The following is a 22,085-nucleotide window of genomic DNA, read 5'->3' as shown; positions in this document are numbered from 1 at the left end:
GGGTAAGATGATTTACCAAAATATCGCGCAAACGATCGGCAAAACGCCTGTCGTCAAGCTAAAAACCGGTGCCGATGAGGCTGAAATTTACGCCAAGCTCGAGTTTTTCAACCCGGGTGGATCGGTCAAAGATCGTATAGCTTTAAATATGATAGAAAAAATGCAAGCTGACGGCACTCTTAAAAAGGGCGATACGATAGTCGAGCCTACTAGCGGGAACACCGGCATCGGTATCGCGATGGTGGCGGCATCTTTGGGCTATAAAGTGGTGCTTTGCATGCCTGAGAGCATGAGTATCGAAAGGCGTAAGATAGTCGCAGCTTACGGCGCTCGTCTGGAGCTCACGCCTGCGGCAAACGGTATGAAAGGCGCGATCGCAAAGGCTCACGAGCTAGCTAGCCAGCCAAATCACGTGATGCTAAGCCAGTTTGAAAACAAATACAACCCGCAAGCGCATGAGCTGACGACAGGCGAAGAGGTGGCGGCCGATTTTACCAGCCTAGATGCTTTCGTAGCCGGAGTAGGCACGGGTGGGACGATAAGCGGAGTCGCAAAAGCGCTCAAAGCAAAGGGCTATGCTACGAAATTTATCGCAGTAGAGCCTGAGGCGTCGCCGGTTCTAAGTGGCGGCAATCCTGGACCTCATAAGATCCAAGGCCTAGCGCCCGGATTTATCCCGGCGACGATGGATATGAGTATCGTTGATGGTATCGAAAAGATCAGCAACGAAGATGCGATGTCCGGCTCGCGCGCGCTGGCAAAGAGCGACGGTATAATGCTTGGTATCAGCGGCGGTGCGGCTTACGTAGCGGCAAAAAGGGTCGCAAAGGCGCTGGGAGCCGGCAAAAAAGTTCTGTTCGTAGCTCCGGATAACGGCGAGCGCTACCTAAGCACAGAGCTTTACGGAGCGTAAAATTTATGTGGGATGGTCTAAAAGAGCTAGTCAGCGTCGTTCGCGAGAAAGATCCGTCGGTCAAAAATTGTTGTTTTGCAGCGATCTTGATAAATACGCCGGGCATTCACGCGGTCGCTTTTCATAAAATTTCACATTTTTTATATCTGCGAAGACACTTTTTTCTGGCTAGATTTATCTCACAGATGGCTAGATTTTTGACCGGGATCGAGATACATCCCGGTGCCAAGATCGGCAAAAGATTTTTCATAGATCACGGCATGGGCGTCGTCATCGGTGAGACTGCCGAGATAGGCGATGACGTGATGATGTATCATCAAGTCACGCTGGGAGGGACGGGCAAGGAGACCGGCAAGCGCCATCCGACCGTCAAAAATGGCGTGACTATCGCTGCCGGAGCTAAAATTTTAGGCGCTATCACGATAGGTGAAAACACCAAGATCGGAGCGAATTCCGTCGTGCTAAAAGATGTCCCATCTAACGCCACGGTGGTTGGCATCCCGGCTCGCATCGTGCGCGTGAACGGTGCTAAATTTGAACCGGAATTTATCATATAAAAGCTCTTTTGTCATTTAAATTTGGCTCTATACCTTCAAGCTACTTTTACTCCTTCACTTCTGCTAGCGGTTGCGAGTGGAGCGTTGTGAAAAATCAGTATCACGTTTTTTACTCGGTCGCTTCGCCTCCCTGTAAATCGGTGGCGATAGAGTCGCTTCATAAGATTTTTACAGGGATGCTGTTCGCATTCTCCTGCTTTGAAATCTGGAAATCAATGAAATATTGTAACGAAGCCTTAAAATTTTGAAAATTAATACTTTTAAAAATAGCGTCTAATAAAATAAAGTGGAATTTAGCGCCTCCCGCAAAAGAAGGCGCTTTAGTTAGAGGGTCTCTTTGTATTTTAATACCGCAGCGTAAATTTCGTCTTTTAGCCTGAGTTTTTCTTTTTTCATGGTGTCAAGCTCGGCACCGTCAGGCACGTCTTTGCTGTCTATGCGCTTGTTTAGTTCATCGTGTTTGGCGCATAGTGCGGCGAAACGAGCGTCTTTCGGCTTTAGCTCGTTGATGAGATCTGTGTATTCGTGTAACATCAAAGCTCCTTTGAAAAATTTCAAAAATTTTAACAAAGAAGTGTAAATGCTTGACTAAGAGCGGTAGTCCGCGTTTATACTAACGTATTTGTGTCCCAGATCGCAGCCGTAAGCGCTAAATTTAGCCTTTGCGATGCCAAGATCGCAGCTTATTTTGTAGCTTGGCTTTTGCATCACGGCGTGTGCGGCTTGCTCGCGGATCTTGTCAAGCTCCTTGTGTGTGGCGTCATAAACCAGCACATCGTCATAGTAGATGACTAGCTTTTCTTCGTCGCACTCTACGCCGCTAGCGCCGATAGTCGAGGCTATGCGCCCCCAGTTTGGATCCTCGCCAAAGATCGCAGTCTTTACTAAAAGCGAATTTGAGAGCGCCTTTGCTGCGTGCATGGCTTGTTGGGCGTCCAGTGCGCCTTTTACTTCAAATTCCACTACCTTGCTCGCTCCTTCGCCGTCGCGTACCAGCATGAGCGATAGCTCTTTGGTTATCAGATTTAAGATATTTGCAAACGCGGCTTTATCGTAGGCATCGCTCTTTCTTGAGGTAAGCAGCATCACCGTGTCGTTTGTCGAGGTGTCGCCATCGACGCTTACCGCATTAAAGCTTTTTTCGCAGGCGATACCTAGTAGCTCGTCCATGTCGGCTTTCGGGATATTTGCGTCAGTCAAGATGAAGCAAAGCATGGTCGCCAGGCAGGGATTTATCATGCCGGCACCCTTGCAAATGGCTGCGATGCTAAATTTTGATCCGTCCTCGAGCGTGACCTCGTAGGCGACTTGCTTTTTGAAGCTGTCAGTCGTCATTATGGCGCTTACTACGGCATCGCTGTCGCGTGAGCTAAAGTCAAATTTACTAAAGGCGGCCGCTATTTTCGCCGTATCCAGCCTATAGCCGATGACGCCAGTCGAGCTCATGATCGGATCAACAAGGCTGAATTTCACGTTTTTTTCGAGCTCTTTAAATAAAAAATTTATATCCTCAACGCCGGACTCACCGGTCATAGCGTTTGCGTTTTTGGAATTTAGCAAGATGAAATTCGTTTTGAAATTTTGAGGATATTTTAAAAAATGTCTGATCGGTGCAGCTTTAAATTTGTTTGACGTAAATTTAGCGCTGACATCGACCGGCTCGTCGCTTCGTATGAATCCAAGGTCGTTTGCGTCCTTTTTAAAGCCGGAATTTACCCCGCCAAAATAAAATCCCTCGACATTTTCAAGTCCGTTTTCAAGAGGCGTTATCTTAAACATATTTAAATTCCTCCGGTTTATGCTTGCTTTTTATGACGCGCTTTGTTAGCCTTATGCCATCGACAGTACCGATGACTAAAAGCTTCGTGCCTGTGCCTATGAGCGTATCGCCGTTTGGCATCGGGATAAATTTGTTATTCATATCGCGGATACCGACGACATCGGCGTTTGTGATATTTCGCAGATGCGTCTCTTTTAGGCGCTTAAAACGCACCCAAGAGTAGTCAGGCACCGAGATCTCCTCGATGTCGATAGGAGAGTTTTTCTTATATAAAAACTGCTCGAGCATATTTTCCATGTCGGGGCGCACGCTCATCGCACTTAGTCGCTGAGCGACCAGACGAGAGGGGCTCACGACGTTGTCCGCACCTAGTTTTTTTAGACGCTGAGTATCGTCCTCGCTATCTGAATTCGTGATGATGTGATATGGCTTTCGTCTTGAAATTTCCTTTTCATAAAGGCGCACGGATGCGATCAGGGCGATATTATCAGCGATATTTGGACTAAGCGTGATGAGGCCTTTCGCGCTTGAGAGGTGAGTCTTTAAAAATGCGACCTGGGTGTGGGGCTGGGCTTTGATGAAATAAGGATATTTATAAATTTGTGCGATCTCCGCCAAGTCCTCTCGGTCGTCCACGACCACAAAAGGGATGTGATTTTCGCGAAATTCCGCGCTTAGCTCGATGGTGTAGAGGTTGTGGTAACAGATGACGAAATGGTTTTTTAACCTTGCGATCTTATAAAGCATGCGTCTTTCCTTTAAAATATTTATTAGCGTGCCTCTTTTCAAGACCTCGATTACGACGCCGATAGATAGCGTGAAGATCATAAAGCCGATCAAAATGAATGTGATGGTGAATATCCTGCCCTTTGGCGTTATAGGTGCGACCTCGGTAAAGCCGACTGTCGTAAATGTCATGCCCGCTTGATAAAAGGCGTCTATCAGGGAGAAATTGTCTATAAAGACATATCCGAGCGAGCCAAAAAGTAGCAAAAGCACAACGGCTATCAGAGGAAATCTAAAAGGTTTTAACTGTTCGTAAAGTTGGGTATCGAGGCTTATTTCGGGTTTAGAGGAGCTTGACCAGTTGAGGAATTTTAAAAGCCTTGTAAGAAAAGACATAAATTCCTCTTGTTTTGCATGTTAGTTTGATTGCTTTTTCATCGTTCTTAGAGTAGAAGCGGCGACTTTTATCTTTCTAGTCGTGCCATCTTCCAGCGTAACGCGGATAGTTCTAAGATTTGGCAAAAATCTTCTTTTGGTCTTATTGTTAGCGTGACTTACGTTGTTGCCAACCATAGGACCTTTGCCTGTTATAGCGCATCTTCTTGACATATTTTTTCCTTATAAACAAAAATTTCTGCTGATTGTATCTAAAATAAACAAAAGCGACGCTTAAAGAGTATTTTTCAAACGATAAATTTTCTTGTCGCTTTTTTAAGAAAATAATAGATAAAATACGCGTAAATTTTAATTAAATAACCGAGTTTGTGATGATCCCTCAAGAACAGATCGATAAAATTTTAGAAAATATATTCAACGTTCACGAAACCAGCGATAGATGCGAGGAACTACTAAGCATCGGCGATATATCCGCCGTAATTGAAAATTTCAGCGCCGACAAGACCTTTAGAGCCTATTTTTTGACGCTTGTTAGAGCGGCCGATTTTGGCGTAGATACGCAGGATAAAGACATAGTGGCGATCTCTCATTTGCTCGGTGTAGACGTGCTTAGGATGATTATTTACTCTTACTTCGTCTTTTTAAAGACCCCCAAACAATGGAAGGTCTTTGATATAAGCACTTTGCAGCTTGCTGAATTTAACGCTAAATTCCTATCTGATTGGAACAAGCTCCTTGGCTATTTGCAGCTAAAAAATCAGCGAAATTTGACCATAGCCTCTTATATGCTCATCAATATAATACTTTGCGAGCTCGTATTTTCAAGCTATTCGTATAGCTTTGACGAGATCATATCCCTCACCGATACCAGCTACGATAAAATTTTACAAAGAGGCTACGACATCAGCCTTTTTGATACCGCTTGTAAGGCGGCGGGCTGGGATATGCAAAAGCTTACTATGAAGGAAATAGAGGTGATGGGATATCTTAAAATTTTGCTTGCTTACGAGTTTTGCCAACCTGAATTTTACGACTTTGGTTTCAACAAAATTTTAGACGTCAGCATCCATGCGAGTGCGGAGATGACGATCGCGCTCAAAAAGGCTTTGCAGCGATGAAACTCACATTTAACGGCTCTTTGGCGATCATCCGCCCGTTTGGATTTTTAGAGGGGAATTTCCTCGGCAAGCATCCGAGTAAAAAAGATATCGAGCTTATCGAGGCCAGAAATACGACATGTGTCCTGCTTTCTTTAAAAGATGTGACGTTTTTTAGCCCTCTTTGTCTAGCGAGCATGATAGGCAAGCTGGTTGAAATTTCAAAGCAAACCGGCGCTCGTATAGGCATTTGCGACTATGACGAGGGCTTTTTCGAGCTGATGATGAAGACCAGCTCGAAGATCATAAATTTCTCGCTTTTTGAGACCGAAGATATAGCGAGCCTGTTTTTTAACAAGATCGCGATGAACGCAGATGAGAAGATAGTCGTTTTCAACGAAAACGAAGAGCATCGCGCCTTTATAGCTCAAAGGCTCGCCCAGCGCGGCTATAAGCCAAGGGTCGCCGGACATTTGAGAGAATTTTTAAGAGTTAGTAAAAATAGACCTTACGCCATAAGCGCACGCACTCACCTCGTCTCGCCCAGAAAATTTATACAATCTTTCGTAAAAGACGATGTCGTGATCTACCGCATAGAGGGCATAATGGACTCTGATTTCGTGGAGGAATTCGACGTAGAATATCATCAAAATATGCTAAAGATCGGCTTTAAATTTTTTATATTTTGGGTAAATATAACGAGTGCGCTAAACGTCAGAGGCGGCGAATTTTTGATAAAGCTATCTCAAAGCAGCTCCCAGTTTGGCGCTTTGCTTGGTATCTGCGGGCTAAATCAAAACAATACCTCTATTGATCTTGTAAATAGACTAAAGTCTGCAAACATGCTTTTATACAAGAGCTTGCAGGAGTTTTTCGACGATGACTCGACCGTGTATCTTAAAAAGCGGATATTTGAGATCGCCCCGTCTCACATCACTAAAAATATCGTTGAAATTTTGCCTTTCATCATCTCATCTACGATCGATACGTTGCTGCCGCTTACGAACGCTCAGATAGTTTGCGCCGATACCAAGGTGCAAACCTACGACGTGAGCAACGAAAACGATTTCGTGCGTGCGTGCGTGCTGTTTTACGGTGATTTTGAGATGAGGTTCATTTTGGGGCTAAAAAAGGACAAAGCCGAGAAAATTTGTAAAATTTTAGCGCCGAAAGACTTAGAAAATGGCTATTTGAGCGGTTACTCTCAGGTCTTTAGCATCATAGTAAATAAAATTTTATCCTCTCTTTTGCAAAAAGAGCCAGGCGTCAAGGTCACGATGCCTAAAATCCTCATAAACGAGAGATTTTTCGATCGTGTCAGCAAGGGCGCTTTGGCAAAACTACATGTCAAAGACGAGGAATTTGGCATGATATTCGTGAGTAAATAAGGAGCTAAAATGTATGTAGCGCCAAGTATTTTGTCAGCTGATTTTGGAAATTTAAAGGCCGAGATAGAAGCGATCTGCGAAGCGGGCTGTGACCTCATTCATGTAGACGTGATGGACGGGCATTTCGTGCCAAATTTGACGATAGGGCCTGTCGTCGTAAATGCCGTCGCAAAGGCCGCTACAAAGCCACTTGACATACACTTGATGGTCGAAAATAATACATTTTTTGCAGATCTTTTTTTGCCGCTTAAGCCTAAATTTCTCACCTTTCATATCGAGGAGGAGAAGCACCCGCTACGCCTCATAGACCATATCAGAAAAAACGGCGTGAATCCTGGCATCGTGCTAAATCCGCATACGCCGATAAATTCGCTCGAATACATCATAAACGAGGTCGATATGGTGCTTTTGATGAGTGTAAATCCTGGCTTTGGCGGGCAAAGCTTCATGCCGCAAGTAATAGAAAAAACCCGCGCTCTTCGCGAGATGATCGATAAAAAAAACGCAAAATGCCTCATCGAAGTAGACGGCGGTATAAACGGGCTGAACGCCCCAGACCTCGAGGAGGCCGGCGCTGATATCCTGGTCGCCGGCAACTATATATTTTCGTCAAATTCCTACGAACAAGCGATTCGTGCGATAAAGCTTGAGTTTTGAAACCGCAAAAGCAGCGCCTGGAAAATTTACTCAACATTTTAGCCGCTCATAGCATGAGCTATCATGAGTTCGTATCGAAATTTTCAGATATAGAGGAGCTTGTCGGCGTCATAGACGTGAAAAACATCGAGCTTTGGCGCACTTTAGGGCTTGATATCGTTAGAAACGAGCAAAATGAGATCGAGCTGCAAACTAGATTTAGAGATATAACGCAGCAGGAATTTTGTGTCGTGGATATCGAAGCCAGCGGTGGCATAACCAGCGGTCAGATCATCGAAATAGGCGCGCTAAAGATAAAAAACGGCGCAGAGATCGGGCGTTTTGAAAGCTTTGTCGATGCACCTTTCGTTCCTGAAAACATCACGCAGCTAACCGGCATCAGCCAAAGCGATCTAATGGGTGCACCGTCACTTAAAAGCGTACTCGAGCGGTTTAAAATTTTCCTTGGTACGAGCGTTTTTGTCGCGCATAATGTAAATTTTGACTATGGATTTATCTCGCAGAGCCTAAGCAACATCGGGCTTGGGATGCTTTTAAACCGCAAGCTTTGCACGATCGATCTTTCGCGCAGAACAATAGCCTCACAAAAATACGGGCTTGGCTCGCTAAAAGAGCTGCTTGGCATAAACAATACTCATCACAGAGCCCTAAATGACGCCGTTGCAGCGACTGAAATTTTAAAGATCTGCATCTCTAGGCTGCCTTTTAGCGTCCAAAGCGTAGAGGATCTCATAAATTTTAGTAAGACCGCTCCTAGCATGAAGCTAAAACCAGAGCCAAGCTTGCAAAATAGCGACGCTATTGCCGACGAAAATTAGGGAAGCCCGCAGGGGCTGAGTAGTTTTTTGCGAAGCAAAAAGATTTCCTTGAAACGCTGCCCGCGTCTACGCTAGGTCGCTCCTGGAGCGTATAAGATTTGTGAAGTATTTGCTGCCACAAAGGGCCGAATTTAGCTCTCTTTTAATAACTTCGTCGCGATGAGATCGGCCTTTGCCTTGTCGGTATCTTTCTTGAGCGATCTATAAATTTTAGCGATATAGTTTTCTAGGACATCGTGGCTGTTTATGACCTTTGCATCGCTGCTGCGGCCCACTTTTTCATATTCGCCGTCGCTTTTTAGCTCAAAGGCAAGCTCGTTGTCGCTTAGCTGAAGCTCTAAAATTTCAAGCATTCTCTCTTGTAGTCTCGCGTCATAAATCGGCGTCATCAGCTCCAAGCGGCGCTCTAAATTTCGTGGCATCCAGTCTGCACTCGAGATGTAAATTTTAGGATCGCTGTGTTTAAAATATAAAATTCTAGCGTGCTCGAGGTATTTACCGATGATCGAGCGCACGTGGATATTTTCGCTTTTACCATTTATACCGGGGCGCAGTCCGCACACTCCGCGCACGATGAGATCGATCTTCACGCCGGCGTTTGAAGCCAGACTTAGCTCCTCTATCACGTCCGTGTCGATAAGGGCGTTCATTTTTGCGATTATGCGCCCTTGAGCGCCTTTGGACGCCTCGATCTTTATCTTTTCTATGATACGCTCTTTTATCTGAAACGGCGACATACTGAGCGTTTTTAGGCGGCGGTTTTTATTGTAGCCAGAGAGGATGTGAAAGAACGTCGTCGTATCGTTGCTAAATTCCTCGCGGCTAGTAAAGAGGCTCACATCGGTGTAAATTTTAGCCGAGCTGCCGTTGTAGTTGCCCGTACCAAAATGCATGTAAAATTTCAGCTTATCGCCGATCTGGCGGATGACCTGAGAGACTTTGGCATGCACTTTAAAGCCTGTAATGCCGTATATCACGTGTGCGCCGGCGTCTTCTAGAGCCTTTGCCCAGTGCAGGTTATTCTCCTCGTCAAAGCGCGCCTTTAGCTCGACCATGACGGTCACTTGTTTGCCATCGCTGGCAGCGTCTATGAGAGACTGGATGATAGGCGAGTTTTTATCCACGCGGTAAAGCGTCATGCGTATGGAGATGACTTTGGGATCTTTGCTCGCCTCTTTGATGAAGCTAACGACCGGATCAAAGCTCTCGTAAGGATGCATGATCGCGATGTCCTCTTTGTCGATAGCATCAAATATCGAGATACCTTCGCCAAACGGCGGCAAGGTCTTTGGTGCGTAAGGAGGATTTGCCAGGTGGCTAAAGTCCTTATTTGAGGCGATCTGCCAAAGTGAGCTGAGCGTGAGCGGGACATTTGAGAAAAAGATATCTTTATGGAAAATTTTCATATGAGAATTTAAAAACTCAAGTATGTCCTTATCCGCGTCCTTTTCTATCTGCATGCGCACGAAAGCGCCTTTTCTACGTAGTTTTAGCCCTTGCTCCAGTATCATCATAAAGTCATCCGCCTCTTCCTCTTCTATGACGATGTCGGCGTTTCTGGTGACTCTAAACGCACACGAGCTAAGCAGCTTGTAGCCGGGGAAAATTTCCTCAGCATGGCGGTGGACGATGGTTTCGATGGGCACATAGACCTTTTCGCTAGGCTGAGTGAAACGCGGCAAGACGCGAGAGATACGGATCATGCCGTATTTTAAAATTTCAGGATGCTCGATGTCGGCTAGTTTTACGGCGAGCGAGAAGCTGAGGTTGTTTAGGTGAGGAAAGGGGTGCGTCGTATCCACCGCGATAGGCACGATGACCGGCAGGATATTTGAGAAAAAATATTCGTCGCATTTCGCCTTCAGCTCGTCATCAAGTTCGTCATAGTTTTTGATGAGAAGACCCTCTTTTGCCAGTGCGTCTTTAGTCTTGTTGTAGTGTGCCTCGACTAGCTTTTGCTCCTCTTGCAAGTATTTTCTGATCTCACGAAGCTGATCTAGCGGGCTCATGCCGTCGCTTCCGCTAGTCACCACACCGGCGGCAAAAAGCTGCTTTAGCCCGGCGATCCTGATCATGTAAAATTCGTCTAAATTCGTCGTATAGATGGCTATGAATTTTAGCTTTTCAAGCAGCGGTATGTTCTTTTCACATTGGGCTAAGACGCGCGAGTTGAAGCGTAGCCAACTAAGCTCGCGATTTATAAAAAGGCTCTCGTTCTCACTCATAAATTTCCTTTGATTTTGGCGGTATTTTATGATATTTAGAGTTATAAGATACTTAGCGACTATATTTTTTGCAGTCTTTTTAAAAATCTGTTACAATAGCGCAAATAAATAAAAGGTTGGTAGGATGTCTGATTACGTTATTCTTGTCGGAATTTTCTTGGCTTTTGTGATTTTATTTGCGATCTTAAAAAAGATATCTTTTTGACGCGTTAGGCTACGATGTAGCCTAATTTGCACTTGATTTTAAATTCTCATAAGCCTGACAGCCTTTGTCGTTTCCCATTTGACAAGCTTTTTGTGATAAATTTTTGGCCTTTTCAAGATCTTTTGCCACGCCTTCACCGACGTAATAAGCCTCCGCAAGCTTCAAACAACCCTTATCGTCGTTAAGCTCGCATGAAATTTTAAAATATTCTACCGCTTTTTCAAAATTTTTAGCGTTTAGATTGTATTCGCCAAGTGCGAAACAGCCGTAAGGCAGCTTGCCGTTACATGAAATTTCGTAGTATTTGATCGCGTTTTGCTCGCTCTTTACGACGCCGCGACCCTCTTTGTAGAAGTTGGCGAGATTATAGCAGTTATACATATTGCCTTTTTCGCAGCTTTGTTTGAAAATTTTAGCCGATTTTTCATACTCTTTGTCGAGCACGACCTCGGAGCTTGGCTTTACGTTGCCGGTCAGGTTTGCATCGCCCATGCCAAAGGCAAAGGCCGATAAGACTGCTAGAAATAGGATTTGTTTCATATTTACCTCCAAATTTTGATTTTGTTAATTTAGCATCCATGCGTAAAAAATAAATAAATTTAGGCTTTGCAAATTTCGCTCTCTTCAGTAGCGACTACGATCGCGGACACAAACGGCGTCTGTGTTGGAGCAAATAGCCGAGCAAAGCTACAACGATAGGCTTGCTAATAAGATTTGACTACGCTAAAATATTTAAAATTTTGGTTCTTTTCTGATAAAGCGTTGATAAATTTAAAAGCTTCGCAAATAAGATGAGCTTGCGACAGAGTGCCTAACGTGTAGCACGTTCTGTTCGCAGTTGCGAGAAGAAATCGAAGCAAAAAATCGCGGTCAGCCTTACGGCTTTCCTGATTTTCGGAGGGTAATGTCGCCGCTCATCCTATTTGGCTACGCTTAAATTTCAATAAATCAATACTTTAGTCAGAAAAGAGCCAAAATTTTAAAAATCGACACTTTTTAAAATCCTAAATTTAAACGCCTTTAAATTTCTCCCACCACAAAAAGGCAAAAAGTAGGCCAAAGCCCTTTACTTTGCTCTCGTCAAAGATGAAATTTTGCATATCTTGACGCTTTATGAAGACTAGCTCGATATCCTCGCCGTCTATCCCGCCGCCGCTACTTACGCGCATGCTCTCGTTTATAGGCGCATAAAACATCGTTTGAGTGTTGCCGCCAAAGCCAAACGCTCCGTATGTCATCGTGATACGCTCTATGCCATCAAGCTTGTATCCGACCTCTTCGACAGCCTCCTCGCGGATAGTCTGCTCCTCGCTTAGCCCCTTATCCATGAGCCCTGCGCAAAGCTCATAAGTATAGCCTCGCTCATTTGTTTTTATATTTTCTTTGCCTTGCGAGTACCAGACCGCCGGACGAAACTGCTTGACAAATAAAAATGCGTTGCGCTGCTCGTGATAAAGAAAGACCGAGACGCTGTTCATCACCTTTACGCAGTCCCAGTTGCGCGTGAGTCCGTTTTGTTTAAATTCCAGCCTGAAAGGCTTTAAGTATTTGGACTCTTCAAGGGGTAGAATTTTAAGATCCGTTATATGAGTATCCATTTTGCAAGTCCTAAAAAGCTGAAAAATCCGATCGCATCGGTGAAAGTAGTGAGTATGACCGCTGAGCCCACTGCAGGATCGATGTTTAGCCTTCTGAGCGTGAGCGGTATGATCGTGCCAAAAAAGCCGGCAAAAAATAAATTTATGATCATGCTAAGCCCGATGACTACGCCAAGCAGCCCTTTGTTGAACCAAACCGAGGCTATGACGCCCATAACGCAGCCAAAGATGATGCCGTTTATGAACGAGATGCTCACCTCGCGCTTTAAAACGCTCTTGGCGTCTTTAAATTCTATCTCGCCAAGGGCTAAACGGCGCACCGTGACGGCTAGTGCTTGTGTGCCGGTGTTGCCGCCCATCGAGGCTACTATCGGCATAAGCACGGCCAGCGCTACGTAGGCTGCTATCGTTTGGTCAAAAAGTCCGATGATGAACGAGCTAAAGATGGCTGTCATCAAATTTACACTCAGCCAAATGGCGCGCGCCTTTCCCGCCTTTACGAGAGTGTCGTCCTCCTCGGCCTCGTCGTCGACACCGGCTAGGTTATATATCTGCTCCGTCGCACTCTCTTGTATGATGTCGTGGATATCGTCTGTCGTGATACGACCCAGCAAAACGCCTTTGCTATCGACTACCGGTATGACGCTTAGGTCGTAGTCTTGGACTACGCTTACGACGTCTTTTATGTTATCGCTATCAAGTGCGGTGTGGGGCTTATAATGCTCGGAATCCGTGCTTTGTATATTTTCTGCCAGCCTTTTTGAGAAGTCAAATAGTATCAGATCCTCAAGCGGGATAGCGTATTGCAAGACGCCGGCGTTGTTTATGACAAAAAGTTGCGATACGTTTTCAAGCTCGCCGTCTTGTTTTAGCTGTCTTAGCCTGGCTACCGCATCTCCTAGCTTTTCATAAAGCTTGGCCGAAAAGAGCTCGGTTTGCATATACGCGCCTGCTTCGTCCTCGTCGTAGCTTCTAAGGCGTAAAATTTCATCTTGATTTTCTCTGTCCAGCCCGTCAAAAAGCTCTTTGGCCTTTTCCTCGTCGATTTCCTCGATGTATTGCAAAAGGTCGGTCGCGTCGTCGCTTTCGAGCTCCTCGAGCGCCTCGACGATCTTTTCTGAAGGAAGCGTATCGATCACGTCTTTTAGCATGTGATCTGGCATCTCGATAGCCACATCACCTAACACTTCAGGATCTAGCTTGCTTAGATACTCGGTAAATAGCTCTTCATCGTGTTTTTTGAGCGTTTTTAGATGCTGGGCCAGCTCGGACGGCGTTAGATCGCTATTTTCTTTTTCCTCGTCTAGGTGCTGGTCTATGAGCTCTTTTGCTTCCTCTAGTTCTGGATTCATCTTTTATCTTTGATTTAAAATTCTATGACATTTGGAAAAAATTCCGCTTTTGGCGGCAGCGTATCGTCAGCCATCGCCTTTTTTATCAAAGCGTCTTTTTCAGAGACGACGGCTTTAAATTTTGCCGCTTCTTTTTTATCCTCTATGCTTTTTACGACCTTGATGGCGCTTTCCGGATTCATCGGTTTGTTGTTTAGATAAAGGCCAAAATGCAGGTGCGGGCCGGTGCTCATGCCGCTCGTGCCTACGTAGGCTATGAGAGTGCCTTGTTTGACGCTCATTCCGGATCTTATACCCTTAGCAAAGCCATTTAGGTGCGCGTAAAGTGTTTCATAGCCGCCCGGATGTCTGATGATGAGCACTTGGCCGTAGCCGCTTTTAGTCCCCATAAATTTCACCGTCCCGTCGCCTGCAGCTCGTATAGGCGTGCCGCGCGGAGCTCCATAGTCTACGCCAAGGTGCGCGCGATATCTGCGAAGTATCGGATGCCATCTTTTAAGCGTGAATGCCGATGTTATGCGAGCGTTCAATAGCGGACGCACGAGCAAGAATTTATCGTTTTTCTTGCCGTTTCTGTCGTAAAATTTATCCTCAAATTTATACATCACGTAGCGTTTATTTTTAGTCTCAAGCAGTGCGGCGTAAATTTCAGGAGTGCCAAAAGAGCGTCCCATACGCTTTTTTTGATTATAAACGATAACGATGCGATCGCCTTTGTTTATCTTTTTAAAGTCGATATTCGAGCCCTTAAATACGTCCTTAAAGCCAAGTGCCAGCGTGCCGGAGCCCGTGTAGTCGAATATGTCTTCCGAGACCGATTTTTCGACCTTTAGGCTTAGCACCTTGTCTTCGCTTTGATAAGAGATCGGGATGTATTCGAGTTTGAAGTTGTCGTTATCGTCTCTGAAAATATGCATCTGAAGCTCGTCACTCACAGGGATCAGCACTTGAAGCGTATTACCGTCGTTGTCTTTTAAAATTTGGTATTTCGTGCCTGCTATTATCTCTGCGGCCAGCTCTTGATCCTCGCTTGATAGGTTGTAGTAAAGAGATAATGGGATTTTGTTGTTTTCCAAGAAATTTAAAAAATGGCTGCCGTTTGGCCAGCTTAGTTCTTTGACGGTAGGTTCAAGCGCGTATAAATTTAAAAATAAAAAAGAAAAAATAATAAGAGCGCGCAGCATCTATGTCCTTTTACAGAATTTCGGCTTGATTTTACTCAAAACTTGCTTTAATTTTGCAAAAAATAAAGCATTTTTAGGCTATAATCACCCAAAAATTTCAAACACAGGAGATGATTTTTGAAACGTTTCGCTTTGATTTTATTGCTATTTTTAAACTATGCATTTGCTGCAGAATTTCATTTAAACGAGTATAGAGCGCCTATCATAAGCATAGACGATGACGGCACTGCTACTATCGTCGACAGTCCTGAAATTTTAGTCGGCTCAAGCGGCGTCGTGCTTCATAAATTTAAGACCGAAAGCTCGATAATCGCGCGCGTTAGCGTCATTTCAAAAAGTGGAGGCTTTGCAAAGCTAAGATTTGAAGTATTTGACACCCTGGCTCAGCCCGCACTCCCGCTACCGGGCGTCGCACCCGCAGTCGGCGATACGGCAGTCTTAAACTACCTTTACAACCGCTCTGTCATCGTAGTGCCGAACAAAGAGATATATGAAGAGGTGCTTGCGGCGTTTCCAAATATGATATTCATCCACCCGGACATCGTCGGAGCCTATCTTAGTTATGAATACAAGCCAAACCCGAACCGCGACGATTTTCGCAAGATGTGCTCGCAAAGCGCGGCGGGACTCATCTTTGTCGCGATGGACGGACGCAGCGTATTTGCCGACTGTCAAAGCTTTAAAATTTTGAAAGAATTCAAAACCGGCGAGGTTGAATACTATCAACTGCCGTTTTATACTCGTGTGAGCGACATAGACACGGTCTTTTGGAAATTTAACAGCGAACACATAAACAACTACGACGCTCACTACGAGAGGCTGTTTGAAGAGGACGAATAATGCGTCAAAACGCTAAATTTCACAGCCTAAAGCCAAGCGGACCCGAGAAATGACGAGCCTGGCTAAATTTAAACGAGATATCAAAACAGCTTTAAATTTAGCCGGCAAACCTCAAGACAAGAATACCGCCAAACGCCCTTTAAAGCTTAGCTCTTATGCCATCATAGTCGCTAAATCTACGATGCTTTTGGAGGGCTTTAAAGGACGCAAATGACGAAAGATAAATTTGACGCTATCAAACAAACGCTGAAAATTTGGCTATCAGCAGCCGTCAAGATCAAGGACAAAGAGCTGCTGCACTACGCTTCAAGCCTCAGCTTTCACACGATGCTTTCTATCATCCCGGTGCTGCTCATCTCGCTCTCGCTTTTCACGCAGATGCCTAGTTTTAGCGTCTATTACACAAAGATCAAGGAGTTTATTTTCGCGCAGCTGCTGCCGTCAAATCAAGAAGCGATCTCAAATTACATCGAGACCTTTTTGCAAAATAGCTCGAGCCTTGGTATCCTCGGACTTGGCGCGATCATTTTTACTTCCATTATGTTTTTTGCCGATTACGAATACGTCATAAACCGCATCATGCACACGAGCGGGCGCAAATTTTGGAACTCCCTTAGCGCCTACTGGACGCTCATCACGCTCGCACCATTAGGGCTTGGACTTAGTTTTTATCTTTCAAATTTATTTCAGGATATGCTAAACGCGAGCACCTACACGAAGTGGATAAATTTTTTGAGCATATTTCCGTATCTCATCATCTGGGCGATATTTTGCGTGACATATCTCATCTCGATAAACCGCTCATTAGCCCTAAAAAACGTGCTTTTTAGCTCCTTTGTCGCCTCACTCATCTGGTATCTGGGAAAGAGCATTTTCGTATTTTACGCAGTAAATAACAAGACCTATCTTAGCATTTACGGCTCATTTTCGGTCGTTTTGCTCTTTTTTGTGTGGATCTACGTCTCGTGGATCATCTTTCTTTACGGAGTGAAGCTGTGCGCGTATCTGGAAAAGGTCGGTGAAAAGGAAATTTAACGTCGCAAAAACTATAAATAAAGGAGAAAAAATGCAAAAAACTATCGGTATAATAGGAAGCGGTATGATCGGCAAGCAAGTAGCAAAACTCGCGCTGAATGCGGGCTACAAAGTCGCCATTTGCAACAGCAGAGCGCCCGAAACGCTGGCTGAATTCATCACTTCGTTAAAAGGCGACATAAGAGCTTTAAATTTAGAAGGTGTGGCAAATTTTACCGATATGCTAGTCGTCGCCATCCCGTTTGAAGCATACACGAAGCTGCCAACCAGGCTTTTGGCGGGCAAGATCGTCATAAACACGATGAATTATTACCCGCAAAGAGACGGCGTGATGCAGGAAGTGCGAACGGACGTCATCACGACAAGCGAGCTCGTGCAGCGCCATTTGGTAAATTCTCGCGTCGTGCGCGCTTTAAATAACGTTGATTTCGTGCGGCTACTAAGTCTGGCCAGGGCTACTGGCTCAAAGAAGCGAAGCGCGCTGCCCGTGACGGCTGACGATGAGGGTGCAAAGGCAGCGGTAGTGAAATTTTTAGACGACATCGGCTACGACGCGGTCGATATGGGTGGGCTAAAAGATAGCTGGCGCAGCGAACCGACGACACCCGTTTATGTATCGCCTTACTGGGGTGTGGATAAAAACAAGCCGCTCACCGCCGAGCAGATAGAGGGCTTCATGAGTGCGCCCGGATGCGTAACGGATAAAAGCGAGGTGCGTAGGCTGCTAGCGGCAGCTATCAGGCACGATAAGATGTTTGGCATGCTGGGGCAATACGACACCCGCTCAAAGAGGAAATAAATTTAAAAATTCAACACAAATTTAAGCCAGCATCCCAAAGCAGAGTAAATTTAAGGGAACCAAAATGGTGGCTAAATTTTGCTTTTGATGCCGGCTAGTATAGGTCAAAAACAGCCACGACGAAGCAGCCAGCGCCGATGATAGGCGGCAACAGGACTAAAATTTTAAACCTTACGGCCAAAAGCGAGATTAGATTGTAGCTTAAAAACAGAGCAAGCGGGATATGTAGCTGCGTGGAAGCGAGCCTGAAATTTAAGAATTTCACCAGCCACTCATCAAAGATCGAGCCTAAATTTAGTGCGTGAAGTAGAGCGCTAAGCGGGTAAAAGACCGTAAAAACGTAGCTAAGCGGTATCACGCCAAACTGCTGGAGGCTGATAAGCGGGAAAAAGTAAAGGACGATGACCTCCATCGCGAAAAACACGTATAAATTTAAGAGCAACGAGTGTGCGAGCAGGCCGAATTTATCCTTAAAATAATGCAGATACAAAAATATATAAAACACTCCGGCGCATGAAAAATAAAAGCCCACATTAAGCGCCAAGGACGGAGACATCGCCACGCAAAAGCAGATCACGATAAAAAGTGTGGGAAAGCTCAAAATTTTGATGCCGCGGCAAAGCATATAAAAGCCAAATGCGCTCATCACAAAGGCCCGTAGGAAGCTTGGCACGAAGCCGATCAGATAAAAATAAAACGCCAAGACGCCAAATGCGAGCAAGCTTATGTCGAATTTGTAACTTCTAAAAGGGAAAAATCTCGCGCAAAGCACCATATAAAGGGGCGCAGCGAGCAAAAACAAAGCGCTTACTATGACGCCTAGATGATAGCCCGAGATCGCCACAAGGTGCGCGACGCCCCAGTATGCGACATCCTCTCGTAGCTCGCCGGATACCGCTGTCGCCAGAAACAGCGCGCTATAAAGCTGTGAAATTTTGGCGTTTTCGTGCTGAGCTTGGATAAAATTTAAAATTTTATCTCGAAGTGGTAAGGTGTTCGGCTCGCTTGTCGGCTCGTTTAAAATTTTCCTCTCGCTTGAGCGCATATAAAACATGCCGCTAAGATAGTCTTTAAAGCTCACGTCGATGTTTTGCACGACCAGAGTGATCTTGTCACCGACTCTAAATTCATCGCTCTTTGCGGCTATGGTGTAGAATTTAAACTCGCCTGTATCCAGGCGTAAAATTCTGTATTTTTTGCCTTTTTCGTTCGTCTTTACGTAGTCTAGTTCGACTTTGGCGACGAGCTCTTGCTCGCCCTTATCCATAAAATTTTGAAATTTAGCGTAGCAAACGGCTAAATTTAGCCCCAGCAGGGCTAAGCAAAACAGCGCGAAAAAAATGTAATGAACGCGCCTCGTAAAAAGCGGCATCAGCCCTGGAATTCAGCCGTGTGTGCCGCGCCAAAAGGCTTGTCGGCAAAGCGCGAGTGCTGCTTGTGAAAGAGCACGTCGATAGAGCCCGTCTCGCCGTTTCTATTTTTGCCCACGATGATCTCGGCGCTTTCTTGTAGCTTGTTAAAGACGACCTCGCTTTTATACTCTTTGCCCTCGGCTCTGGCGCGCTTTTCCTTCTCTTTTTCCTCTTGTTCGAGATAGACCTCGTCGCGATAAACGAACAATATGATGTCCGCATCTTGCTCGATGGCGCCCGACTCGCGCAGGTCGCTTAGCATAGGGCGTTTGTTCGCGCGAGACTCGAGGCTTCTGTTTAGCTGGCTCAGGGCGATTATAGGCATGTCTAGCTCACGTGCGAGCAGCTTTAGCCCGCGTGAAATTTCGGCGATTTGTATGTGGCGTTCGGCGAAGTTGTTCGTGCTCATCATGAGGCCGATGTAGTCGATGACGCAGAGTGAAATTTCAGGATGGGTCGCCTTTAACTTTCGCATTTGCGTGCGTATTTGATGGATATTCACGTAGCCGCTGTCATGCACGAAGAGCTTGCTCGCGGCAAAGTCGTTGCAAGCGTGGCTGAGGCGTGCATACTCCTCGTCGTCCATCTTGGCTGTCATCAAATTCTGAAGCGGTATCGAGGTCTTGTCGGCCAGCATCCTCATCATTATCTGTTCTGCGGGCATCTCGAGCGAGAAAAATACCACGCCTTTGCCGATGCGAAGCGTATGGCTGATGAAATTTAGACAAAGTGTCGTCTTTCCCATGCCGGGGCGCGCCGCGATGATGATGAGATCGCCGTTTTTAAAGCCTTTTATCATCTCGTTTAGCTGCCTAAAGCCCGTATCTAGCCCCACGATGTCCTTGTCCTCGAGCTCGGACTGCTTTTTAAGGTGTTCTAACATCAAGGAGATGATCTCTTTGCTCTGCTTTATCGTGCCGGCGTTGCCGCCCTCGACGAGCGAGTAAAATTCTTGACTCAGCTCATCGATCATGTCGCGACTGGCTTTATCCTCGCTCACTTTGCCCGGGATCTCGTGGGCTATTTTTATGAGGTTTCGCTTGATTGATTTTTCGCGTAGTTCGGTCGCGTATTTCTCGATATCTATGACCGAGTTTGTAGCCAGGATATCGGCGATGAGATTTTCGTCGAATTTATCTCCCAGCTTGTTTTTTAAAAACGATGTCGCGATAGGAACGTCGGAATTTAGGCACTCTATCATCGCGCTGTAAATTTCGGCGTGTCCTTTTAGATAAAAGTCATTTGGCTTTATGATGTCAAAGATTTCGCTTAAAGCATCGTTGTTTAGCAGTATCGAGCTTAATATCGCTCGCTCCATGTCAAGGTCGTAAAGGTTGTGAAAATCCACGTCGTTAAATTTATTTTTTGCCACTTTCGCTCCGTTTAAATTTTAATATCCGGCTTCATTTAGCTTTTTGTAGTCGTCGCAGCCAAACTGATCGCCCAGATCGCATGCTTTGCCAAAATACTCTTTGGCTGTTTTGAAATTTTGCTCCACGCCTTTTGCATCAAGATATAAAGAAGCGACATCGTAGCAAGCATCAGCGCCCCCTAGATCGCAGGCCTTTTGATAAAGCTCCATTGCCTTTTTGTAGTCTTGCTTCACAGCTTTGCCGCTCTTGTATGCAAAACCAAGCTGAGCGCAGCCGACGGCGTCTTTTTTGTCGCATGTCATTTGCCAAATCTCCATCGCCTTTTTATAGTCTTGCCTCACGCCCTCACCGTTGTAATAACTGATACCAAGGAAAGAGCACCCATTGATACTTCCTTTATCGCAAGCGCTCTCAAAGTGCTTTGCCGCTCTTGCCAAGTCTTGATAATAAGATGCCTCCAATCCATATTCAAGCTCTTTTTGCGCCGATAATTCAAAGGCAAAGGCAAAATTTAACGAAACAGCCAAAGTCATTACCGCAAAAATAAATTTTCTCACCATTGATCCTTTAAATTTTTATTGATATTTTGATCCGCATCGGTTAAAAAGCTTTCAAATTTATTCTCTTGATTTTATTTCATCGTCGATCTCGGCGAGGAAGCGATCGACCAGCTCGCTCTCTTTTAGCCTTGCGACGACTTCGCCGCGGCGCATTATTAGTCCGCTTTCTTTGCCAAAGGCGATAGCCACGTCAGCGCCCTTTGCCTCGCCGATCGCATTTACCACGCAGCCCATTACGGAGACGTTTAGCGGCTCTTTTATGTGCCTCGTCTTTTCCTCGACGATCTTGATCGCTTTCATCAGGTCGCTTTGCAAACGCCCGCAAGTAGGGCAGGAGATGATATTTAGCCCCTCACGCTGCCGCCCGCTATCCTTTAAGATCGCCTTTGCGACCTTGATCTCTTCTTCCAGTTCGCCTGTGATGCTGACTCTCATCGTGTCGCCGATGCCCTCCAGCAGCAGTCCACCAAGTGCGATCGCGGACTTTATCGTCGCGTGAAAGCTAGTCCCTGCCTCCGTCACGCCTAGATGAAAGGGGTAGGGCACCTTTGGACGAAGCGTGCGGTAGGCCTGCATAGTGCGCTCCACGTCGCTTGATTTGAGCGAAATTTTGATGTCGGTAAAGTCAAAGTCCTCGAGCAAATTTATGTTATACATCGCGGACGCTACCATCGCTTCGACACTGCGCCCGTATCGCTCCTCAAACTGCTTTTCGAGCGAGCCGGAATTTACACCGATCCTGATAGGGATCTTGCGCTGCTTGCACGCGTCTACGACCGCTTTTATCCGCTCTTTTGAGCCGATATTTCCGGGGTTGATACGTATGGCATCGACGTATTCGCTCACCATTATGGCGTAGATGTGATTAAAATGAATGTCCGCGACAATCGGCAACGGGCTTTTAGCCACGATCTCACGCAGGGCCTTGGCATCCTCCTTATCAAGCACGGCGCAGCGCACTATATCGCAGCCCGCAAAATAAAGGCGCTGAATTTGCGCGAGCGTGCCTTTAATGTCTTTGGTCTTTGAAAATGTCATCGACTGCACCGGGATAGGCGCGTCCCCGCCGATAGCGACGTCGCGAATTTTGATCTGTTTGGTTGGGTATCTTTGCACGTTTTGCCTCGTAAATTTTTAAGCGATTATATAAAATTTAAGGTTTTAAAAGGT

23 protein-coding genes are annotated in these 22,085 nt (G+C 45.7%); 10 read left to right on the top strand and 13 right to left on the bottom strand.

From position 1 onward, the window contains the following. Positions 1 to 7 precede the first annotated feature (7 nt). A complete protein-coding gene (cysK, locus tag CCVT_RS06140; protein ID WP_041743332.1) occupies positions 8 to 913 on the top strand; it encodes a cysteine synthase A in 906 nt (301 codons plus the stop codon). Between the two features lie 5 nt (positions 914 to 918). Further along, on the top strand, positions 919 to 1,470 hold the full coding sequence (epsC, locus tag CCVT_RS06135) for a serine O-acetyltransferase EpsC (protein WP_018136523.1): 552 nt from the start codon (positions 919 to 921) through the stop codon (positions 1,468 to 1,470). Positions 1,471 to 1,794: 324 nt separating this feature from the next. Here the strand turns inward: epsC and CCVT_RS06130 are convergent, their stop codons facing one another. Genes CCVT_RS06130 through rpmB form a run of 4 tightly spaced genes read right to left on the bottom strand, consistent with a single transcriptional unit; the run spans position 1,795 to position 4,585 of the window. Continuing rightward, positions 1,795 to 2,004, bottom strand: a complete 210-nt coding sequence (locus CCVT_RS06130; protein ID WP_018136522.1) for a YdcH family protein — start codon at positions 2,002 to 2,004, stop codon at positions 1,795 to 1,797. A gap of 54 nt (positions 2,005 to 2,058) precedes the next feature. Then, complete coding sequence (gene argJ, locus CCVT_RS06125; protein WP_018136521.1) at positions 2,059 to 3,249, bottom strand: bifunctional glutamate N-acetyltransferase/amino-acid acetyltransferase ArgJ; 1,191 nt, start codon at positions 3,247 to 3,249, stop codon at positions 2,059 to 2,061. Continuing rightward, the gene (locus tag CCVT_RS06120; RefSeq protein ID WP_018136520.1) at positions 3,242 to 4,372 is read right to left on the bottom strand and encodes a potassium channel family protein; all 1,131 of its coding nucleotides are present in this window, start codon (positions 4,370 to 4,372) and stop codon (positions 3,242 to 3,244) included. The genes argJ and CCVT_RS06120 overlap by 8 nt, the downstream gene beginning before the upstream one ends. Positions 4,373 to 4,393: 21 nt before the next feature. After that, entirely contained in the window at positions 4,394 to 4,585 is a 192-nt protein-coding gene (gene rpmB, locus CCVT_RS06115; RefSeq protein ID WP_009651385.1) for a 50S ribosomal protein L28, read from the bottom strand. 158 nt (positions 4,586 to 4,743) lie between these two features. Here rpmB and CCVT_RS06110 point away from each other — a divergent pair, with 158 nt between their 5' ends. From CCVT_RS06110 to CCVT_RS06095, 4 genes are read left to right on the top strand one after another with little or no spacing between them, the layout of a single operon-like run. Further along, positions 4,744 to 5,490, top strand: coding sequence for a hypothetical protein (locus tag CCVT_RS06110; RefSeq protein ID WP_018136519.1), 747 nt, complete (start codon positions 4,744 to 4,746; stop codon positions 5,488 to 5,490). Then, positions 5,487 to 6,857, top strand: coding sequence for a hypothetical protein (locus CCVT_RS06105; protein ID WP_018136518.1), 1,371 nt, complete (start codon positions 5,487 to 5,489; stop codon positions 6,855 to 6,857). Before CCVT_RS06110 ends, CCVT_RS06105 begins: the two co-directional genes overlap by 4 nt. Positions 6,858 to 6,866: 9 nt before the next feature. Next, entirely contained in the window at positions 6,867 to 7,514 is a 648-nt protein-coding gene (gene rpe, locus CCVT_RS06100) for a ribulose-phosphate 3-epimerase (RefSeq protein ID WP_018136517.1), read from the top strand. Continuing rightward, positions 7,511 to 8,332 (top strand): 3'-5' exonuclease, encoded by an 822-nt coding sequence (locus CCVT_RS06095; protein WP_018136516.1) that lies wholly within the window; start codon positions 7,511 to 7,513, stop codon positions 8,330 to 8,332. The genes rpe and CCVT_RS06095 overlap by 4 nt, the downstream gene beginning before the upstream one ends. 131 nt (positions 8,333 to 8,463) lie before the next feature. On the opposite strand, the gene CCVT_RS06090 is transcribed toward CCVT_RS06095, so the two are convergent. The 5 genes from CCVT_RS06090 to CCVT_RS06070 all read right to left on the bottom strand — a co-directional run bounded on the left by CCVT_RS06090 (position 8,464) and on the right by CCVT_RS06070 (position 14,896). Next, the gene (locus CCVT_RS06090) at positions 8,464 to 10,587 is read right to left on the bottom strand and encodes an RNA degradosome polyphosphate kinase (protein ID WP_227898194.1); all 2,124 of its coding nucleotides are present in this window, start codon (positions 10,585 to 10,587) and stop codon (positions 8,464 to 8,466) included. A gap of 196 nt (positions 10,588 to 10,783) precedes the next feature. Further along, positions 10,784 to 11,302 carry a tetratricopeptide repeat protein gene (locus CCVT_RS06085; RefSeq protein WP_009651302.1) on the bottom strand — a complete coding sequence of 173 codons (519 nt, stop codon included), beginning with the start codon at positions 11,300 to 11,302 and terminating at the stop codon, positions 10,784 to 10,786. Positions 11,303 to 11,772: 470 nt separating this feature from the next. Further along, complete coding sequence (locus tag CCVT_RS06080; protein WP_018136514.1) at positions 11,773 to 12,360, bottom strand: NUDIX domain-containing protein; 588 nt, start codon at positions 12,358 to 12,360, stop codon at positions 11,773 to 11,775. Then, positions 12,345 to 13,712, bottom strand: coding sequence for a magnesium transporter (gene mgtE, locus CCVT_RS06075; RefSeq protein WP_018136513.1), 1,368 nt, complete (start codon positions 13,710 to 13,712; stop codon positions 12,345 to 12,347). Before mgtE ends, CCVT_RS06080 begins: the two co-directional genes overlap by 16 nt. Before the next feature lie 14 nt (positions 13,713 to 13,726). Next, positions 13,727 to 14,896: a peptidoglycan DD-metalloendopeptidase family protein gene (locus CCVT_RS06070; RefSeq protein ID WP_009651181.1), complete on the bottom strand. Its 1,170-nt coding sequence runs from the start codon at positions 14,894 to 14,896 to the stop codon at positions 13,727 to 13,729. 117 nt (positions 14,897 to 15,013) lie between these two features. Between CCVT_RS06070 and CCVT_RS06065 the strand changes: the two genes are divergently transcribed. From CCVT_RS06065 to CCVT_RS06050, 4 genes are read left to right on the top strand one after another with little or no spacing between them, the layout of a single operon-like run. Beyond that, on the top strand, positions 15,014 to 15,736 hold the full coding sequence (locus CCVT_RS06065) for a plasminogen-binding N-terminal domain-containing protein (RefSeq protein ID WP_009651252.1): 723 nt from the start codon (positions 15,014 to 15,016) through the stop codon (positions 15,734 to 15,736). Positions 15,737 to 15,785: 49 nt separating this feature from the next. Then, a complete protein-coding gene (locus CCVT_RS06060; protein ID WP_009651336.1) occupies positions 15,786 to 15,950 on the top strand; it encodes a hypothetical protein in 165 nt (54 codons plus the stop codon). Continuing rightward, complete coding sequence (locus tag CCVT_RS06055; protein ID WP_018136512.1) at positions 15,947 to 16,771, top strand: YihY family inner membrane protein; 825 nt, start codon at positions 15,947 to 15,949, stop codon at positions 16,769 to 16,771. The genes CCVT_RS06060 and CCVT_RS06055 overlap by 4 nt, the downstream gene beginning before the upstream one ends. Before the next feature lie 31 nt (positions 16,772 to 16,802). Next, a complete protein-coding gene (locus CCVT_RS06050) occupies positions 16,803 to 17,570 on the top strand; it encodes an NADPH-dependent F420 reductase (protein WP_035160845.1) in 768 nt (255 codons plus the stop codon). A 94-nt stretch (positions 17,571 to 17,664) separates the two neighbouring features. Here CCVT_RS06050 and CCVT_RS06045 read toward each other — a convergent pair whose 3' ends face one another. Genes CCVT_RS06045 through ispG form a run of 4 tightly spaced genes read right to left on the bottom strand, consistent with a single transcriptional unit; the run spans position 17,665 to position 22,031 of the window. Continuing rightward, positions 17,665 to 18,942, bottom strand: coding sequence for a ComEC/Rec2 family competence protein (locus CCVT_RS06045; protein WP_018136510.1), 1,278 nt, complete (start codon positions 18,940 to 18,942; stop codon positions 17,665 to 17,667). Next, the gene (locus CCVT_RS06040) at positions 18,942 to 20,354 is read right to left on the bottom strand and encodes a replicative DNA helicase (RefSeq protein ID WP_018136509.1); all 1,413 of its coding nucleotides are present in this window, start codon (positions 20,352 to 20,354) and stop codon (positions 18,942 to 18,944) included. Before CCVT_RS06040 ends, CCVT_RS06045 begins: the two co-directional genes overlap by 1 nt. Positions 20,355 to 20,372: 18 nt before the next feature. Continuing rightward, positions 20,373 to 20,915, bottom strand: coding sequence for a tetratricopeptide repeat protein (locus CCVT_RS06035; protein WP_211437492.1), 543 nt, complete (start codon positions 20,913 to 20,915; stop codon positions 20,373 to 20,375). A 57-nt stretch (positions 20,916 to 20,972) separates the two neighbouring features. Then, the gene (ispG, locus tag CCVT_RS06030) at positions 20,973 to 22,031 is read right to left on the bottom strand and encodes a flavodoxin-dependent (E)-4-hydroxy-3-methylbut-2-enyl-diphosphate synthase (RefSeq protein ID WP_018136507.1); all 1,059 of its coding nucleotides are present in this window, start codon (positions 22,029 to 22,031) and stop codon (positions 20,973 to 20,975) included. Between the last annotated feature and the right edge of the window lie 54 nt (positions 22,032 to 22,085).

It is taken from the genome of Campylobacter curvus (genome assembly GCF_013372125.1).
GTDB lineage: Bacteria > Campylobacterota > Campylobacteria > Campylobacterales > Campylobacteraceae > Campylobacter_A > Campylobacter_A curvus.
This window is presented reverse-complemented; position numbering and strand designations above follow the sequence as displayed.

Coding starts and splice junctions, on each gene's coding strand:
- cysK (WP_041743332.1), top strand. CDS start 8: ATGATTTACCAAAATATCGCGCAAACGATCGGCAAAACGCCTGTCGTC.
- epsC (WP_018136523.1), top strand. CDS start 919: ATGTGGGATGGTCTAAAAGAGCTAGTCAGCGTCGTTCGCGAGAAAGAT.
- CCVT_RS06130 (WP_018136522.1), bottom strand. CDS start 2,004: ATGTTACACGAATACACAGATCTCATCAACGAGCTAAAGCCGAAAGAC.
- argJ (WP_018136521.1), bottom strand. CDS start 3,249: ATGTTTAAGATAACGCCTCTTGAAAACGGACTTGAAAATGTCGAGGGA.
- CCVT_RS06120 (WP_018136520.1), bottom strand. CDS start 4,372: ATGTCTTTTCTTACAAGGCTTTTAAAATTCCTCAACTGGTCAAGCTCC.
- rpmB (WP_009651385.1), bottom strand. CDS start 4,585: ATGTCAAGAAGATGCGCTATAACAGGCAAAGGTCCTATGGTTGGCAAC.
- CCVT_RS06110 (WP_018136519.1), top strand. CDS start 4,744: ATGATCCCTCAAGAACAGATCGATAAAATTTTAGAAAATATATTCAAC.
- CCVT_RS06105 (WP_018136518.1), top strand. CDS start 5,487: ATGAAACTCACATTTAACGGCTCTTTGGCGATCATCCGCCCGTTTGGA.
- rpe (WP_018136517.1), top strand. CDS start 6,867: ATGTATGTAGCGCCAAGTATTTTGTCAGCTGATTTTGGAAATTTAAAG.
- CCVT_RS06085 (WP_009651302.1), bottom strand. CDS start 11,302: ATGAAACAAATCCTATTTCTAGCAGTCTTATCGGCCTTTGCCTTTGGC.
- CCVT_RS06080 (WP_018136514.1), bottom strand. CDS start 12,360: ATGGATACTCATATAACGGATCTTAAAATTCTACCCCTTGAAGAGTCC.
- mgtE (WP_018136513.1), bottom strand. CDS start 13,712: ATGAATCCAGAACTAGAGGAAGCAAAAGAGCTCATAGACCAGCACCTA.
- CCVT_RS06070 (WP_009651181.1), bottom strand. CDS start 14,896: ATGCTGCGCGCTCTTATTATTTTTTCTTTTTTATTTTTAAATTTATAC.
- CCVT_RS06060 (WP_009651336.1), top strand. CDS start 15,786: ATGACGAGCCTGGCTAAATTTAAACGAGATATCAAAACAGCTTTAAAT.
- CCVT_RS06055 (WP_018136512.1), top strand. CDS start 15,947: ATGACGAAAGATAAATTTGACGCTATCAAACAAACGCTGAAAATTTGG.
- CCVT_RS06050 (WP_035160845.1), top strand. CDS start 16,803: ATGCAAAAAACTATCGGTATAATAGGAAGCGGTATGATCGGCAAGCAA.
- CCVT_RS06045 (WP_018136510.1), bottom strand. CDS start 18,942: ATGCCGCTTTTTACGAGGCGCGTTCATTACATTTTTTTCGCGCTGTTT.
- CCVT_RS06035 (WP_211437492.1), bottom strand. CDS start 20,915: ATGGTGAGAAAATTTATTTTTGCGGTAATGACTTTGGCTGTTTCGTTA.